The 17,684-nt window shown below is 55.7% G+C and carries 8 protein-coding genes; 5 read left to right on the top strand and 3 right to left on the bottom strand.

What is annotated here, in order from left to right:
- Window positions 1-8,360, bottom strand: an 8,360-nt coding sequence (locus tag FDX04_RS18980) for a hemagglutinin repeat-containing protein (protein ID WP_137359918.1), incomplete at its 3' end; no start/stop codon positions are given.
- Window positions 8,361-8,372: 12 nt separating this feature from the next.
- Window positions 8,373-10,031: a ShlB/FhaC/HecB family hemolysin secretion/activation protein gene (locus FDX04_RS18975; protein WP_137371348.1), complete on the bottom strand. Its 1,659-nt coding sequence runs from the start codon at window positions 10,029-10,031 to the stop codon at window positions 8,373-8,375.
- 304 nt (window positions 10,032-10,335) lie between these two features.
- Here FDX04_RS18975 and FDX04_RS18970 point away from each other — a divergent pair, with 304 nt between their 5' ends.
- Together FDX04_RS18970 and FDX04_RS18965 are read left to right on the top strand one after the other, a co-directional pair.
- On the top strand, window positions 10,336-11,112 hold the full coding sequence (locus FDX04_RS18970; protein ID WP_137371347.1) for an MBL fold metallo-hydrolase: 777 nt from the start codon (window positions 10,336-10,338) through the stop codon (window positions 11,110-11,112).
- 18 nt (window positions 11,113-11,130) lie between these two features.
- Window positions 11,131-12,081 carry a GlxA family transcriptional regulator gene (locus FDX04_RS18965; RefSeq protein ID WP_137371346.1) on the top strand — a complete coding sequence of 317 codons (951 nt, stop codon included), beginning with the start codon at window positions 11,131-11,133 and terminating at the stop codon, window positions 12,079-12,081.
- Here the strand turns inward: FDX04_RS18965 and FDX04_RS18960 are convergent.
- The gene (locus tag FDX04_RS18960) at window positions 12,078-12,686 is read right to left on the bottom strand and encodes a class I SAM-dependent methyltransferase (RefSeq protein ID WP_137371345.1); all 609 of its coding nucleotides are present in this window, start codon (window positions 12,684-12,686) and stop codon (window positions 12,078-12,080) included. The two genes, FDX04_RS18965 and FDX04_RS18960, sit on opposite strands and share 4 nt — an antisense overlap.
- A 152-nt stretch (window positions 12,687-12,838) precedes the next feature.
- Here FDX04_RS18960 and FDX04_RS18955 point away from each other — a divergent pair, with 152 nt between their 5' ends.
- The 3 genes from FDX04_RS18955 (at window position 12,839) to FDX04_RS18945 (ending at window position 17,634) form a co-directional block, all read left to right on the top strand.
- Window positions 12,839-13,930, top strand: a complete 1,092-nt coding sequence (locus FDX04_RS18955; protein WP_137359921.1) for a LacI family DNA-binding transcriptional regulator — start codon at window positions 12,839-12,841, stop codon at window positions 13,928-13,930.
- Window positions 13,931-14,051: 121 nt separating this feature from the next.
- Window positions 14,052-17,129 carry a beta-galactosidase gene (locus FDX04_RS18950; protein ID WP_137359914.1) on the top strand — a complete coding sequence of 1,026 codons (3,078 nt, stop codon included), beginning with the start codon at window positions 14,052-14,054 and terminating at the stop codon, window positions 17,127-17,129.
- Between the two features lie 232 nt (window positions 17,130-17,361).
- Window positions 17,362-17,634 (top strand): YceK/YidQ family lipoprotein, encoded by a 273-nt coding sequence (locus FDX04_RS18945; protein WP_137359913.1) that lies wholly within the window; start codon window positions 17,362-17,364, stop codon window positions 17,632-17,634.
- Window positions 17,635-17,684 lie beyond the last annotated feature (50 nt).

The following is a 17,684-nucleotide window of genomic DNA, read 5'->3' as shown; positions in this document are numbered from 1 at the left end:
CTGTTTTTATCCGCCGTCGCCGTTGAGGCAATTACCGCGCCGTCCAGCTGCGTGTGCCCGCCCACTGTTACGTCAAATCCGCCGTCGCCGGCAAACAGACCCGTCTGCTCCTGCACCGAGGCGTAGTCGCTCTTCATCTGGTCCTGGCTGGCGCTGATATAACCTGAGCCGGACATGCTGCCGTAGGTAAAGCTGCCCCCGGCCGCTGCGCTGCTCTGCTTCGACCGGTAGTCATTGCTGTCCTGGGCACTGCTCATCCACAGGTCGCCACCGATATCCGCCACCACGCGGTCACCGCTGACCTGCGCCCCGTTCAGGATGGCGTCACGCCCGCTGACCAGCGAAACCGTACCGCCGCTGTCCAGCGTGGTCTCCGTCCACGCCGTGCCGTTGCCCTTTTCACTGCCTTTTGCGCCGTTGACGTTGGCGAAGACGCTGATGCCGTAACTGTCAGCGTTGACGCCGATACCGACGCCCACCCCGCCCCCGCTGCTGCTGTTTGTGCCTGTCGTCTGTTGGGTGTTTGCCACACCGCTCAGCACAATATCATTCGCCGCCACCAGGGTGGTGTCACCGCCCGCCTTTATCTGGCTGCCACCGATCAGAATATCGCCGCTGTTGCCGCTCTGGCCGCTGCCCGTCGCAGCGATAATCAGATTATTACCGGCATTCAGGGTACTGCCCGTCACGGTATCCGTCTGAACATGTTGCTCAGATTTGGCGCTCTGCGACGTCAGCGAGACGCTGATACCCAGCCCGCTGTCCGCTTTGTCGCTGGCCCGGGCAACCGCTGCCGCCTGCACCGCCTGCGCGCCAGAAAGCACCGCTTTGGTGGCCTGCAGCGCCGCCAGACGATCATCGCTCTCCCCCTTCGCATCTTGCGAAGTCTGCACTGCGCTGTTTACTGCGCTGCCTGCTGCCCCCGACAGCGCCACCGTCAGGCCGCTGCTCTTCTGCTCAAACGTCTCATCGCGGGTACGTTTGTCATGGCCTGGCTCAATCACCACGCTGTCACCGAGCATAGCAATATCTTTCTGCGCGATGATATCCGCACCGCCAATACGCACCTGCTGACCGGCTGTAATGCTGACGTTGCCGCCGGTTGACCCGACAGTGCTGAAGCTCTCGCTCTGGGTGGTGCCCTGCTCGCGCAAATCATGCGTGGTTTTACTGCTGCCGATGGAAAAACCGATCCCGCCCGTTCCCATCACGCCGCTTTTTTTCGTTTCTTTAAACCGCCAAGAGGTATCGGTATTGGTTGCGGCAATAATGTCGACGTTGTTTCCGGCACCGAGCGCCACATCACCATCACCGACGACGGCAGAGCCCTGAACCAGAATGTTGTTCCCGGCAGCTACAGTCACATTGTCACCGCTCAGCAACGCGCCTTTTTCACGCGTGGCGCTGTCCTCCTCAATCGTGTGGGTGGTCTTTTTATTGAGGAATCCTTTTTTGGTTTTGGTGGTTTCTTCGTAGTGGTAGTCACTTTCCGTCGCCGTGATGAGATTCACATCCCGGCCCGCCGCTACGCCGATATCTCCCTGAGCAATCACATCGGTTGCCTGCGCATTCATATCGCGCCCGGCGATAATGACCGTGTCGCCACCGCTGGCAACTTCCGTACCCTGCTGGCGCACGGACTCATTGATGATGGTTTTTTTCTTCGCGTGGTAACTGTCGCCTTCAGCCGTGGCCTCGGCCAGCAAATTGACATCACGTCCGGCCTGCAGACCCACATCATTTTCCGCCGCCAGGCCCGCCGCGTGGGCGTTAATATCCTGACCCGCGATCAGGACCAGGTTATCGCCCGCAGAAATAGTGGTGCGATCCAGCCCGGAGCGGTGTGATTCGCTGCCCCCGTCGCGGCTGTTCTCACGCGTGCTGGCCGCATTCAGGTTGAGATCGTTACCCGCAGTCAGCATCGCGCTGCCGCCAGCGTTCACGTCGCTTGCCGTCAGGTTGAGGTTATTCCCGGCATTGATGCCAAGGTCCCCTCCCGCGCTGATGCTGCTTCCCTGCCAGCCCAGTGATGAACGGCTGGTCTCGTCAGTCCATCGTCCGGCATGGCTCTGCGCATCGTTAATATGATTCGCATTCACCGTAATATCACCCGCGGCATTCATCTGCAGTGAATCGCCCGCCGAAAGCGTTGCGCCCGTGACGGTAATATTTTGGCCTGCCGATAGCGACAGCCCATCCTGTGCGGAAATCGACGCCGTCGTGCCCAGCAGCGTCTCTTTAAATCTCACACTGCCATATTTATCCCACGCATTGATGTCAATCTGCTCCACCTGCGTCAGGTTATTGATGCTGCCGTCGAGACTTGTCATCTGAACCGTTTTTCCGCTAATAGCAGCGCTGATGTTATTGATATCACCAATAGCGCTCAGGTCGAGGTTGCCCCCGGCCTGCATCAGGCCATTGTTGAGATTGTTAATGCTGTTCTGGCTGTCGAGGGTCAGTGTGTTATTCGCCAGCAACGTACTACCGGCGTTAGTGATAGTACCGCCTGCCAACTGGACGTTATTCCCGGAGATGACACTCCCGTTATTGACGGTGATATCCTTCGGCGACAGATAGAGCTTCGGTATCATCACCGTTTCACCGTTGACGGTCGCAGCTTCCCACCACAATATGCTTTGTTCAAGAGAGGTAATTTGCTCCGCCGTCAGGGCTACGCCAAATTTCAGCCCCAGCGACTGCTGTGCGCCGGCGGCACTGTCCATCAGATAACGCATTTGATCCAGATCGGAACCTATACCGTTGATATAACGGCTTCCTGTCTGATTCAGCATCGCATTACTGACGTAGCGGGTGTCGAACGCTGCATCACCAAGAAAACGGTAATCGAATTCCGGGTTCAGGTTGAGACGGTCCAGCATATACGCCGATCCCAGAAACTGGTTTTGATCGGTATAGGCGCTGTTGGTTTCACGTGGGGCATCGCCAGGCATAATCCCCAGCAGTGCGTTCAACTCGGCAAACAGAGCCGGGTCCAACTGACCCAAACCATCGAGCTTGGGGTTAATGTTGATCAGGTACGGGCTTTGCGGATCGTCAGAGACAACAAAGTAGCCGTGTTGACCAGAAGGCAATGGATACGCACTGGTATCCACCGTTTTCCCCTGATTAATCTGGCTGTTCTTATCGGTAGAGACCGTGTCCAGCGTGGTATCCGCGACATTCCCGGCATCCAGCGTACCACCGTTAATCTGCTGCAGGGCATCTTGCAGTTGATCGTTCCACTGCGGCGAATTAACGCTAACCGCTTCACTATCTGCCAGTGTCTGCTTTTGCACCCCAGCGTCGATGGTCTGGTTACTGAGTGCGTTCAGGGTAGGGGTAACGAGGGTGTTTATCGCCCCACCCGCACTGGGAGTGGTAGTGGTATTACTGATATCTTGCGAAAAATTAGCCAGAACAGTTCCACCAGACTGAATAACCGCGCGGTATACCGTTCCTCCAGAGGTTTCCTCCCTGTCATTACCCTGAGCGATATAGTGAATCGGGCCGCTATTATATCTATCCGCGTCTACCGAAGCGGCAGGAGTCTCCCAGCGGTTGCCCTGCTGATCAGCAACATACGTCCGATAACGGGTGATCGTCCCGTCAGTCCATGACTGATTTTGCAGGGTTGAACCGGAAAGGGACATATCCCCGCCCGCAAGCAACGTGCTGGCATTATTTTCAAGATGATCTGCCTGGATTACCATCCCGCGCGCGGCACTGATGCGCGCGGCACCGCCGTTTGCGGAGACTGAAAGGGTAGAACGTGAAATGGCGATCTCTTTTGCTGGGCTATTTTTCATCGCCACAGGCGTTGCGATATCGCTACAGCTGGGGGCCGCGCCGTGCCCTGGGCTACCACCTCCACTGCAGGATTCGCTAACAACATAGCCATAGTCGGTTCCCAGAATAAGCTCTGACAGGGGAATGTCGGCATATCCCTCATTCAGCCATGCATACTGTTGTGTCAGATCTTCAGTGTTACCCTTGCTTACCACCAGCCCATCTCGCTGATTCAGCAGATACCCAGTTTTAATCGTGATATCGCCGCCCTGCGTCTCGATGGTGCCGGAGGTGTTGATGACCTCGCGGTTGGCATTTCCCGCCGCATCTTTCTGCATCCACAGGCTGTTGCCCGCAAGGATATCGCCGCGCTGGTTGGTAATAGCGTCGGCATACAGCGCCATGTTATTTGCCGCATACAGCAGCGCCGTGTTGATGATTGCCCCCGGCGTATTGAGCATGAGCGTTCCGCGCGTGCCGGTAAAACCGTCTACGGTAATATTGCCGTGACTGGTGACCATGATGTCACCCCCACCCTGTACCGTTCCGGCGGCATTAAGCGCCACATTGCTGCCGCTGAGGCTGCTCGTACCGCTGCCGGTGGTGATTTGCCCATTGTTACTCAACTGCCCGCCTGCCGTCAGGTTGACCGCCTGCCCCTGCATGACGTTGCGGTTGTCGATGGCGCCCTCGCTGTTAATCGTGAGGATGTTGCCCGCAGCAAGCGTGCTGTTGGCGGTGAACGCATTCACCAGTTTCAGCGTCAGATTACCCAGCGCAACCACCTGCCCGAGCGCTTCCAGGGACTGGCTAGTGAGAGTCAAATCGCCACCGCTGAACAGTTTGCCAGCCGCATTCTGGTTCACGCGTTCGGCATTAACCGTCAGTTGAGACGTTCCTAACACCGTACCGTTATTGGTCAACTGCTGGTAATTGAGTGTTAGTTGTCCCGCCTGCGTCGTCCCCTGGTTAGTGAACTGACTCCCCGTCAGCGTTGCGCTGTCGGCAAGCCAGTTTCCGTCGTTGGTGGCCGTTGCCGCATTCAGAATGAGATTTGTCGCCTGTAACCAGCCTGCGCCGGAATACTGCGGCGTGGAGAGTCTCAACTCGGCGCCGGAAAGCAGCTTCCCCTCGTTCAGCGCGCGGGTTGTGGCGTTAATACGTGTGTTGCCGCCGCTCTGAATGAAGCCGTAGTTAAACATTACGGGCGTGGCGATCGCCAGTCCCTGACGGCTTACAATTTCCCCCCCTGCCAGGTTCGTCAGTTCACCGTTCAGCGCCAGCGTGGCGTCATTATCCCCCTGCAGCCGTCCGCTATTGGTTAACACACCGGACGTTATGCTTAGCGTCGTCCCCTGAATGCTGCCTGCGTTAGCCACCGATGCCGCATTGAGATCCAATGCGCCGCCGGTGAGCATGCTACCCGACACCTGTTGGTTGACCGCGCCATTCATGGCTAACGTCAGGCCATTGACTCCGCTGATCGCCCCGGCGTTATCCAGCGTGGTGCCGTTTAACGTCAAATGACTCGCCGCCCATTGCCCGTTATTCGTCAGGGATAGCGCCTGGAGCGTGGCATTACCGAGTGCGGTGACTTTGCTGCCCTCTGCAGACGTGAAATTTTTGACGAGCATAAGCTGTAACGCATCCGCACTTTGGATTGCTCCGCTGTTAGTCAGCGACTGCGCATTGAGCAGAATCGATTGCCCCTGCCACGTTCCTGCGTTGGTCACATCGCCGGACGTCACTTTCAGCATTCCCTGGGTCAGTAGCGCCCCCCCCGCCGCATTAATCAGCTCCTGCTGCGGGGCTGCCACCGTCAGGTTTTGTCGGCCAATCAATACGCCCTGGTTATGAATACGATCCTGGCTTAGCGTCAGGGTATTTCCCTGTACCACCCCACTGTTTGTAAATTGCTGACCATTGAGCGTAATGTCACTTTCACTGAGGATGTTTCCGTCGTTCTTCAACTGCTGTGCAGCTAACGACAGAGCGCCCTGACTCATCAATTCACCCGGCAGGGTAAATCGGTTACTGATGTCAGCCGTCAGTGCGCCAAGGCTGACCAACGCCCCCTCGTGCCGCCAGTCATCAGACGTCACCGCGACCTGTTGTCCCTGCAACGTGCCCTGCGTGATCAGAGTATCCACATCAACGGTCAGCGCGCCGCCGCTCAGCGTCAGTGACGTTGTGTCCGTGCTGAGCGTATCGCTGCGTAAAGTCAGTCCGTTAGCCCCCTGCCACAAGCCATTGTTACGTAGCGTCGTTGCCGCAAGCGTGAGCGAATCCCCCACGATACGCCCGGCGCTGATCAGGTTGTTTGCGGTGAGCGAGAGCCCACCACCGCTTTGAATTTGCCCGACGTTGGTCAGTTGCCCGGTCAGTGTCCCTTCCAGGCCACGTAAGCCGTTAAGCACCCCGCTGTTATTGAGCGCATCGGCTGTCAATGTAAGGGTATCACCCTGCATCACCCCGGCGTGTTCTACCGTACCCGCGTTCACCGTCAGCGCATTACCGGTTAACCATTGCCCCGTCGTCTCCGTCGTCAGAGTACCCGCAGAAATCAACGCGCTGTCATTACCCTGAACCAGACCACCGTTCTGAACAGTGTTTCCGTCGAGAGTGAGAGTATTCGCCACCAGCATGCCGCCGTTTTCCAGCGTTTGCGCCGTGAGTTGCGCGCTCTGATGTGCGAGCAGACGCCCGGAATTATTTATCGCGTCGCGCAGTTGCAGCTCAAGCGTGTCAGCCTGAATGTCGCCTGCGTTAATCAACTGAAGACCGCCAAGGCGCAGATCGCCATCGGTAGCAATAGTCCCGTCGTTAGTCAGGTAAGGAATATCCAGCGCCAGAGCGGCAAGGCTGTAGATAGTACCGCCGCTCAGATTTTGCAGATTATCAGTATGCAGAGCCAACGCTGCGTTACCCTGCAGCAGACCGCTGTTGGCGATATGCTGGCTGTCGAGTCTGAGACTGTCTGCCACCAGCGTGCCGTTTTGAGTGGTAGTTTGCGCCACGTTCAGGTTCATCTGCGTGGCACTTGATTTACCGTTATGAGTGAGGGTGTTTGCCGTCACGGTCAGGTCATTTTTCGCCGCGTGGGTGCCGTTCAGACTTACCGTCCCGGCTTGCAGGGCAATATTCTTCCCGCTTTGCATCTGAGCATCCGTGGCTGTAGAGATATGCTGGCCTTTAATCGTCAGCGTATCTGCCGCATTGAGCTGGCCACTAAGATTAACATCACGCGTGGCGGCAATATCCAGCGATGTCCCCTGCATCATACCGCTGTTGGTTACGCTGCCGCCCTGAATACGGGCGGCGTCACCCGCGCTCCACTGGCCGCCGTTACTCAGCGAATCACCGTTAACATTAAGCTGTTTTCCGGCAGCGGCTTTTCCCTGCGTGTCGACACTGTTCCGTCCGGCCAACGAAACATTTCCAGCAGCATCAATCTGCGCCTCGTGCTGCTGAGTAATGTCACTGGCAGCAAGCGCAACGTCCTGGCCCGCGGTAAGCGTGCCGCCCTTCTGTTCCAGCTTTCCTTGCGCAGTCAATTGCAGGTTTTTATCACTGACCAGCACGCCATCATTCAGGGCAATATCACGCTGACTGGCGACGGATAAATTTTCCCCCGCTTTATGATCGCCAGAAAGCGCAACGTCTAGTCCTTTCATGGAGATAGCCCCGCTGGCCAGGCTGGACTTAACGGTTAGTTTTCCATTCGCATCAAGCGTGATATCACCCTGACGGGCATTCAGATTCCCGAGGTTGACCCCCAGCCCTTTCTCGCTGGAAACCAGACGAATTCGGTTGGCATACATGCCGCCTAGCGCCCCGGTGTCCACCGCCACTGTCGGCACGTCCCCTTCGCCTTGCAGTTGGCTCACCTGTCCCTTCGCTGTTACGCGGTTGGTTCCGGCGATCACACTGAGATCATTTGCATGCAGCGCCGCATTGATTTCTGTGGCCCGAGCAATGATCGACACCGCATCGCTCTGGCTGCCATCCAATCCCTGACCTTCAATAGTGATACCGCCTTTGCTCACATCCAGCGACTGAAGATTACCGTCAGCATCCAGCACCGGTTTGCCGGTAGTCAAGGTGACGTTGGGCGTATTGATAAATCCGCAACCATTGCAGGTAATGCCATAAGGGTTGGCAACGATAACGTTGGCCGCTTTACCCGCCACTTCGGTATAGCCCTGTAGCTGTGAACGGTTGCTCCCGGTGACTTCGTTAATGATCCCTGTCGCTTCTTTTCCTGAACGCAGGTTCGAGTTATTCTGGATAATGCCGCCAAGCTGAGTCTGATTAAATTGCCCGGTGGCGTTGTTGAGGATCAGCCCCTCTTTTCCCACGTTGTAGTCGTTATATTTGTTGTGTGAAATCCCGGACGCATTCGGCGTAGCGATGTTCACTACCGGAACACCGTTGGCGGCTTTATCCATTTGCGTATTGCCGGCAGGGGTGATGGTGGCAGCTATGGCCGGAAACAGCGGCTGCGTGGCTAACAGAGCGCTCACTACCCCACTAAGTACACGCTGAGAGAAACGAATCTGATCCTTTTTCATCATCCTGCTTCCTTAAAATGCCACGGCCATGCGGTAATAAATATTGAGATGATCTGGTGCCAGCCAGTCCGGATAATTCACTGGCGTTCCTACGATAAACTGACTGGAGAACCAGCGCCCTGAACTGGTTAATCCCAGCGCGGCCCCCCACAACGTGCCGGAGGCATAACGATCAAAGCCATCCTGTTTCAGCCAGCCGCCGTCAAATGCCGCCATCGCGCCAATCTGTCCGAATACCGGCAGCGTAAACAGCGAGTAATTCACTTCGTTGCGCCAGTAGCCGCCGTTGTCCCCGGAAATATATTGTTCTTTAAAGCCACGTACCGATGTTTCACCCCCCAGCGTCAGGCGTTCGCTGCCGTAAAGGCGGTCCGGTGACCACTGAAAATAGACGCTGCTCAGCCACCACAGATTCTCTGTCAGCGGTCGCTGAAAGCTGCCGCTAACGCTCCATTTGCGAAATTCTGCCTTCGGAACATCACCCTGTTTATTCTTGTCATTCTCTGCGCCAAACCACGGCACCCCCTGGGTAAACGTGGGATTGAACGTGGCAACGCCGGAGGCGATTTTTTGCGTATGGTTGATACCCAGCGAAATACTGGAAAGCTTACGGCTACTGGTTTCCAGCAGGACATCATTCAATTTGTTGCGGTTTATTCGATGCGTCAGTCCCAGCGAAGCCGTCGTTTTGATGTCACCATTGCGAAACAGCCCCCATGAACCGGTCAGACGATGGGTTTCGCTGTCGCCAGTGGATCGCCAGACATAGCCATTGTTATCAATGGTGCTGAAGTAGTTACTCCAGCTGTAACTGTAATCAAGCAATCCGTAGCCGTAAGGAATACTCACCCCAGCAGCAAAATTATGCGCATCTTTATTGCTGGAAAAATCGCTGCTGCGCCCACCGCTGATAAACCACTTATCCGCAAGGCCGAACAGGTTATTGGCAAACAACGCCCCGCTCAGTTGTCCGGTGCCGGTACTCTTTTGCCCGCTGTTATCAAAACTTACGGAGCCATTAAGTAGAGATTCAGGGGCAACCGTCAGGTTAACTATCGAGAAACCTTGCTGGCTACCGGGTAAAATTTCAATTTCCACCGGCGCCTGGCGAACCCGGTTCAACTGCTCCATGCCCTGTTCAAGATCGCGCAAATTCAGGATTTTCCCTTCCAGTCCAGGAAAGGTCATTTTCAGCGTGCGCGATGGGACGCCTTCGAGGCGAATTTCCTGCAATTTTCCCTCAAGTACCGCAATGTGCAGCACACCGGAGGAGAGATCCTGCTCGGTTAAAAAAGCACGGCTGGTGATAAACCCGCGGCTGATGTACCAATCAGAAATCGCGTTCGTTAGCGCCGTCAGGCGAGCAATGTCCAGACACTGATTCACCCACGGCGCAGTTAATTTTCTGGCGGCTTTCGGTGATAACTGGTTTGCCCCCTCAATATTGATACGAGAGGTCGTAAAGCAGGCCCCGGAGGGCGGGGCAGGAAGGGTTGACCTTTCCGATTCAGGGAGGACCACGCTACGGCCTAACTCTTCGCGCTGTCGCTGGTTTTCATCAAGCAATTGCTGCTGCTGTTGCTGAACGGAACTGTGATCGGCAGGAGATAAAGGCGCGGCGTGACCCGTCATGGTCAATAACAGCCCCCCCCCTGACAGTAAAAAAGTCATCCCGACGTCCCTGATCTTCACCCGCAGCCCCACTTTCCATAATCCATCATGGTCGTTAAAAAATGAGCAAACTAGGTTAAAAGGCACAAAATGTAAATAAATGACACAGTGATATTCAATTTGTAACCGCTTTCCTATTGCTTTTTAGGAAAAGCGCCCACCCCACAGTTAAATATTTTCTCCTGTTACGTTGAATGACCCGCAGATTGGCCCGATCCCATCGCTACTCGCCCATTTGCCCACATTCAACTTATGCATAACACTCTACGATGACACCACTGACCCAACACGTGGAGCAAACATCATGAACATCACGCAAATCCGCAACGCCACGCAGCGCATCACCTTTGGCGGCAAAACCTTTCTAATCGATCCAATGCTGGCGGCAAAAGGTGCTTATCCGGGCTTTGCCGGAACGGCACGTGCGGAGATCCGCAATCCGACCGTCGATCTGCCTGTTAATATTGATAATCTGCTTAACGTCGATGCGCTGATCGTGACGCATCTGCATGAAGATCACTGGGATGAGGTTGCCGCACGCGTCGTGCCGAAAGACAAACCGATTTACGTGCAAAATGAGCAGGATGCGCAGGTACTGCGAGATCAGGGTTTCACCCAACTTAATGTACTGACACACAATACCACGCTGGGCGACATCACCTTACGTAAAACCGGCGGTCAGCATGGTTCAGATCGCGCTTACGCCATCCCGCAAATGGCGGAACGTTTAGGCGATGCCTGCGGGGTTATCTTTCAACATCCGGCGGAAAAAACGCTGTATCTGGTTGGGGACACTATCTGGCGTGACGAAGTGGAAGCCAACATGCTGACTTTCCAGCCGGATGTGGTGATTTTGAACGCAGGTTTTGCCCACGTCATCGGTTTTGGCCCAATTATTATGGGCGCAGAAGATGTACTAAAAACCCACTTCACGCTTCCTAATGCACAAATTGTGGCCACGCATATGGAGGCGATAAACCACTGTTTGTTGACCCGCGCCGCGCTGAAAGCATATGCCAGCGACAACCAGATTGCGCAATGCGTCAACGTGCCGGAAGATGGTGAAACCCTGACGTTTTAATATCCGCAGAGGAATTGTATGCAGCCACTTACCGTCGCTATTGTCGCCGTGGAAGATTTCAGCCCGTTTCACTTCTCGGTGCCGTGCATCATTTTCAGTGACAAAGTGGCGGCGAAAAAGCGCTTCGACGTGCAATTGTGCGCCGAACAGCCCGGTATTGTTTCCTCGCAGGACGGTTTCTCGATTAACGCAGCTTATGGCTATGAAGCGGTGGAGGCAGCCGACATCGTGGTGATCCCTTACTGGGGCACGACCGCACATCGCCCGCCGCAGGGGTTGCTTGATGCGCTCAACCGTGCGCGGCAAAACGGCGCGCAAATGGTCGGGCTGTGTCTGGGCGCATTTGTCCTCGGCTATGCCGGTCTGCTGGATGGCAAACGGGCGGCCACGCACTGGGAGTTCGAGCAGGATTTCCAGGCCCGCTTCCCGGCGGCGCGTCTGGATATCAACGCTCTGTATGTGGATGACGACGGTATTATTACCTCCGCAGGCACTGCCGCCGCGCTGGATTGCTGTTTGTACGTGATCCGCCAACGTTTTGGCAGCACGGTAGCGAATCAGATTGCGCGGCGGATGATTGTGCCGCCGCATCGCGAAGGTGGTCAGGCACAATTTATCGAACAGCCGGTGGCGAAAAACACCCAGGATCAGCGCATCAATGCGCTGCTTGATTATTTACGCCTGCATATCCACGAACAGCATAGTCTCGATGCGCTGGCGCAGCGGGTGATGATGAGCCGTCGCACGTTAACCCGTCACTTTATGAAAGCCACCGGGTCGAGCGTGGCAGAGTGGTTGATTGTCGAGCGTCTTCGCCGCAGCCAGGCGCTACAGGAGTCCAGTCAGTTGCCCGTTGAACGCATCGCCGAACAGGTCGGTTTTCAGTCGCCTGTCACCTGGCGTCAGCATTTTAAATCTCATTTCGGCGTCAGCCCCGCCGAATGGCGCAAAACCTTTCGCGGCGTTTAGCCTTTTTTCGCCAGCCACACCGTGTGCCCTGCGCATTCCGGATCTTCCATCACCATTTCAATCACCGTAAAGCCGTGCGCTGAGAGCAATGCGCGATACTCATCAGGTGCAAGGCTGGCGTGAAATAGCGGCTCGCCTTCAAATTGCCCCATAGCAATGCCATTCCCGGTACCGCTGGTAAACATCAGCGCGCTGCCGGGATGGCTAAGCCGGTCAAAAATCGGGAACATCTTTCGTTGGTCTTGCTGGGTTAAATGGAAAAAACTGTCCCACGCAATCAGGCCGGCAAAGGTTTCGTCGAGTGCCAGTTCACGCATATCCTGCTCCAGCCAGCGCTGCGCGGGAAAGGATTGCCGGGCCCGCGCCAGCATCGCTGCGGAACCATCAATCCCTGTGAGCTGAAAACCTTGCTGGATAAAATACCCGGCAATCGGCTGACCGTTCCCGCAGCCAATATCCACAATGCTGCCCTGCCCGTCCATAACCGAGATGAACTTGTCCAGCCAGCTTTTTTCAAACAGTGCACGAGAGCGCTGGCTGGCAAAGGCATCCGCATGACGCCTGTAGATGGACAGAATGTTATTTGCCGCAACGTCGCTCACCATCTCCTCACTTTTTTATTCTGTTAATAATCACGACGATAAATCCTCCGGCGCCAGAGACGCAACCCTGGAATGCGCCTCGCAGAACCAATGCGCAAATCCCCCAAAACCGTCCCGCTGTGGCATCATAGCGCGTAGAAAACATCATGACAGGGGTGATAAACGTGAAACCGGTAACGCTATACGATGTGGCAGACCATGCAGGAGTCTCTTACCAGACCGTCTCGCGCGTCGTAAATCAGGCCAGCCACGTTTCTGCAAAAACCCGACAGAAAGTTGAGGCCGCGATGGCGGAACTCAACTACATCCCTAACCGCGTCGCACAGCAGCTGGCAGGTAAACAGACGTCGCTGATTGGCGTCGTGACGGCGAACCTTGCCCTGCACGCCCCTTCACAAATCGTTGCCGCCATAAAATCCCGCGCCGACCAGTCCGGTGCCAGCGTGGTGATCGCCATGGTCGAGCGCAGCGGCGTTGAGGCATGTAAAACCGCGGTCCATAACCTGCTTTCTCAGCGCGTAACCGGGCTGATCATCAACTATCCGCTGGACGAAGAAGACGCCATTGCCGTGGCTGCCGCCTGCGGTACGGTGCCAGTGCTGTTTCTCGATGTCTCTGACCTGACGCCAATTAACAGCGTGATTTTCTCCCATGACGACGGTGCACGCCTCGGCGTTGAACATCTGGTACAGCACAGACATCAGCGTATCGCCCTGCTGAGCGGGCCGCGCACTTCGGTTTCGGCAAGGCTTCGCCATGCGGGATGGCATAAATATCTGGCGTACTACCAGTTGCAACCCGTCGCGGAGCTGGAAGGCGACTGGAGCGCCATGTCCGGTTTTCAACAAACACTGCATATGCTCAATAGCGGTAATCTCCCCACCGCTATGCTGGTTGCTAACGATCAAATGGCGCTGGGCGCGATGCGGGCAATCAGCGAGTTCGGCCTGCGGGTGGCGATGGATATCTCGGTGATCGGCTACGATGACACCGAAGACAGCGCCTGCTACATTCCACCGCTGACTACCATCAGGCAGGATTTTCCGTTATTAGGCGAAACCAGCGTCGACAGGCTGCTGCAACTTCCCCATGGCGAATCAACTGTGGGCAACCAACTGCTGCCCGTAACTCTGGTTAAGCGCAAAACAGTTCTGCCTCCCGATACGCAAACCACCTCTCCCCAGGCGCTGGCGGATTCACTCATCCAGTTGGCGAGGCAAGTCTCTCAGCTCACACCTAAAATGTGAACGCATAACAATTGTGTGAGTCAGTTCACTCATTACACGCCCCATCCTTTACAGTTGGGAACGCTTATCCGTATTTTGATTGAAATTGTGAGCGAATAACAAATTCAAACAGGATACCGTTATGAACCTGAACCCAGATTCACTCTCCGCTGTTCTGGCCCGCCGCGACTGGGAAAATCCCGGCGTCACGCAGCTCAACCGCCTGGAGGCGCACCCACCTTTCTGTAGCTGGCGCTCAGCAGATGATGCGCGAACTAATCAGCGCTCAACTCAGTTACGCTCGCTGAATGGCCAGTGGCAATTCGCGTGGTTTTCCGCGCCGGAGGCTGTGCCGGAAAGCTGGCTGACAAGCGATCTGCCACAGGCTGACACTATCAACGTCCCCTCTAACTGGCAGATGGACGGTTACGACGCGCCAATTTATACCAACGTCACCTACCCGATCCCGGTTAATCCGCCGTACGTTCCGGCACAGAACCCAACGGGATGTTACTCGCTCACATTTAATATCGAAGACGCGTGGTTAGATGAAGGTCAGACGCGCATTATTTTTGACGGCGTCAATTCCGCCTTTCATCTGTGGTGCAACGGTCGCTGGGTCGGCTACGGTCAGGACAGCCGTCTGCCCTCTGAATTCGATCTGAGCGATTATCTGCTGCGCGGCGAAAACCGCCTGGCCGTGATGGTGCTGCGATGGAGCGACGGCAGCTATCTGGAAGACCAGGATATGTGGCGCATGAGCGGTATCTTTCGCGACATATCTTTGCTGCATAAGCCCACCACGCAAATCAGCGACCTGCGCATTAACACCCGTTTTAACGATGACTTCAGCCGCGCCGTGCTGGAAGCGGAAGTCAAAGTGGCAGGCAACGCGAGCGAAGATTTACGCGTTTCCCTGCAATTGTGGGGAGGTGAAACGCTCACTGACGAAACGACCTCCCCACTCGGCAGCGAGATTATTGATGAGCGCGGCGCTTATCATGACCGGGTTACCCTGCGGTTGAACGTCGAAAAGCCAGCGCTGTGGAGTGCCGAAACGCCCAATCTGTACCGTGCCGTTGTGCAGTTACGTAGCGCGGATGGGGTGCTGATTGAAGCAGAAGCCTGTGACGTCGGCTTTCGTCAGATTGATATCAAAAACGGCCTGCTACTGTTAAACGGTAAACCGCTGTTGATTCGCGGCACCAACCGTCATGAGCACCATCCGGTCAACGGTCAGGTGATGGATGAGGCGACGATGGTGCAGGATATTCTGCTGATGAAGCAGAACAACTTTAACGCCGTGCGCTGCTCCCATTACCCGAACCATCCGTTGTGGTACACCTTGTGCGATCGCTACGGCCTGTACGTGGTCGACGAAGCCAATATCGAAACCCACGGCATGGTGCCAATGAATCGCCTGAGCGACGATCCCACATGGTTGCCTGCCATGAGCCAGCGCGTGACGCGCATGGTGCTGCGCGATCGCAACCATCCGAGCATTATCATCTGGTCGCTGGGCAATGAATCCGGTCATGGCGTCAATCACGACGCGCTGTATCGCTGGATAAAATCAGAAGACCCGTCACGCCCGGTACAGTACGAAGGCGGCGGCGCGAATACCGCGGCGACCGACATTATTTGCCCGATGTACGCCCGCGTCGATCAGGATCAGCCCTTCCCGGCGGTACCTAAATGGTCGATTAAAAAGTGGCTGTCGATGCCCGGTGAGCAGCGTCCACTCATTCTCTGTGAATATGCCCATGCGATGGGCAATAGTTTCGGCGGCTTCGCCAAATACTGGCAGGCATTTCGTCAGTATCCGCGCCTGCAGGGCGGGTTTGTCTGGGACTGGGTGGATCAGTCGCTGATTAAATATGATGAGAACGGTAAGGCATGGTCAGCCTACGGTGGCGACTTTGGCGACACGCCTAACGATCGTCAGTTCTGCATGAACGGACTGGTGTTCGCCGATCGCACCCCGCATCCGGCGTTATACGAGGCCAAACATGAACAGCAGTTTTTCCAGTTTACGTTACTGCCGGGCGCTGAACGCCAGATTGAAGTGACCAGCGAATATCTGTTCCGCCGCAGCGATAACGAAGTTCTGCACTGGTCGATTGCCCAGGACGGCAACCTGCTGGCCGCCGGACAAATCGTTCTGGATATTGCCCCGCAGGGCCGCCAGGTGATTACCCTGCCAAATTGCCCGATGCCGGAAACCGCAGGCCAACTGTGGCTGACGGTGCGCGTGGAACAGCCTCGCGCCACCGCCTGGTCAGACGCCGGACATATCAGCGCCTGGCAGCAGTGGAAGCTGGAAGAGAAACTCAGCCTGGTGCGGCAGCCAACTGTCCGCAACGCGCCACAGCTCAACGTTAGCGAAAACAGCTTTACTGTTGAGAACGACAACAAGCGTTGGCAATTCGACCGTCGGTCTGGCCTGCTGACACAATACTGGCTTGATGATACCGCCCAGTTGTTATCCCCACTGACCGACCAGTTCACCCGCGCGCCGCTGGACAACGACATCGGCGTCAGCGAGTCAACCCGCATTGACCCGAATGCCTGGGTTGAACGCTGGAAGGCCGCCGGTCATTATCAGGTTGCAGCAACGTTACTGCACTGTGCTGCCGACGCGCTCAGCAACGCAGTACTGATTACCACCGAACATGCGTGGCAGTATCAGGGTGAAACGCTGTTTATCAGCCGTAAATCGTATCGTATCAACGGTCATGGCGAGATGCAGGTAACGGTGGATGTCGATGTTGCCAGCGGCACGCCGCATCCGGCGCGTATTGGCCTGAGCTGCCAGTTGTCGCAGGTCGCCGAGCGTGTGAACTGGTTAGGTCTCGGCCCGCATGAGAACTACCCGGATCGCCTGAGCGCCGCCTGTTTTGACCGTTGGGATCTGTCACTCGATGAGATGTACACCCCGTATATTTTCCCGAGCGACAACGGTCTGCGCTGCGGCACGCGCGAACTGCACTACGGCACGCATCAATGGCGTGGCGACTTCCTGTTCAACATCAGCCGCTTTAGCCAACAGCAACTAATGGAAACCAGCCACCGTCATCTGCTGCAACCGGAGGCGGGTACCTGGCTCAATATTGATGGCTTCCATATGGGCGTCGGCGGCGATGATTCATGGAGTCCTTCCGTGTCGCCGGAGTTTTTGCTGAGTGCCGGACGTTATCACTACCAGGTTATCTGGGGTTAAACATAATAATAATGGGCAGGTTATGACCTGCCCTTATTTTTCCTGCTGCGTCGTCTCGAAAGCGTCGCGCTGTAAAAGCCTCTTTGCCGGATGCACCACTCACGTGGTTTATCCGGCCTATAACGTGCAATCCTCACTCTATGAGTCCTGACCTGAGGGTTTAAGTTCTGCGGGCAAAAAGCCGCTTTTAACCTGCTATGGTAAACGAGACGGTAAAACCCAGGTCACAGGAATGAGCAGAAAGACGGTTGCGGTAATGGCATTCTTTATCAGCACATTACTTTCAGGATGTGGCAGCATTAATGCGCGCACGGAAGGCGAGGATTCGAATACCTATTATGTGGGTACGCACCACGACATTGATAAACTAAAAAATCCAGGCGCTTATGATTATAACTATTTCGATTTAGCGCTGTTATTTATCGATGTACCACTGTCTTTTGTGGCAGATACGGTCTATGCGCCGTTTGATTACTATCATGGACCGTATAAGAAAGTCGATTAAAATTCAGGCCCGGTAAGCATCGGGTATGAACCGGAAACATGGGTAACACT

It is taken from the genome of Citrobacter sp. wls615, from assembly GCF_005281355.1.
Lineage (GTDB): Bacteria > Pseudomonadota > Gammaproteobacteria > Enterobacterales > Enterobacteriaceae > Citrobacter > Citrobacter werkmanii.
The sequence above is the reverse complement of the archived record's forward strand: the minus strand, read 5'-3'. Positions and strand labels throughout refer to the sequence as shown.

Bases quoted from the DNA above. Each gene is read 5' to 3' on its own strand.
- FDX04_RS18975 (WP_137371348.1), bottom strand. From the start codon at position 10,031: ATGACTTTTTTACTGTCAGGGGGGGGGCTGTTATTGACCATGACGGGT.
- FDX04_RS18970 (WP_137371347.1), top strand. From the start codon at position 10,336: ATGAACATCACGCAAATCCGCAACGCCACGCAGCGCATCACCTTTGGC.
- FDX04_RS18965 (WP_137371346.1), top strand. From the start codon at position 11,131: ATGCAGCCACTTACCGTCGCTATTGTCGCCGTGGAAGATTTCAGCCCG.
- FDX04_RS18960 (WP_137371345.1), bottom strand. From the start codon at position 12,686: ATGGTGAGCGACGTTGCGGCAAATAACATTCTGTCCATCTACAGGCGT.
- FDX04_RS18950 (WP_137359914.1), top strand. From the start codon at position 14,052: ATGAACCTGAACCCAGATTCACTCTCCGCTGTTCTGGCCCGCCGCGAC.
- FDX04_RS18945 (WP_137359913.1), top strand. From the start codon at position 17,362: ATGAGCAGAAAGACGGTTGCGGTAATGGCATTCTTTATCAGCACATTA.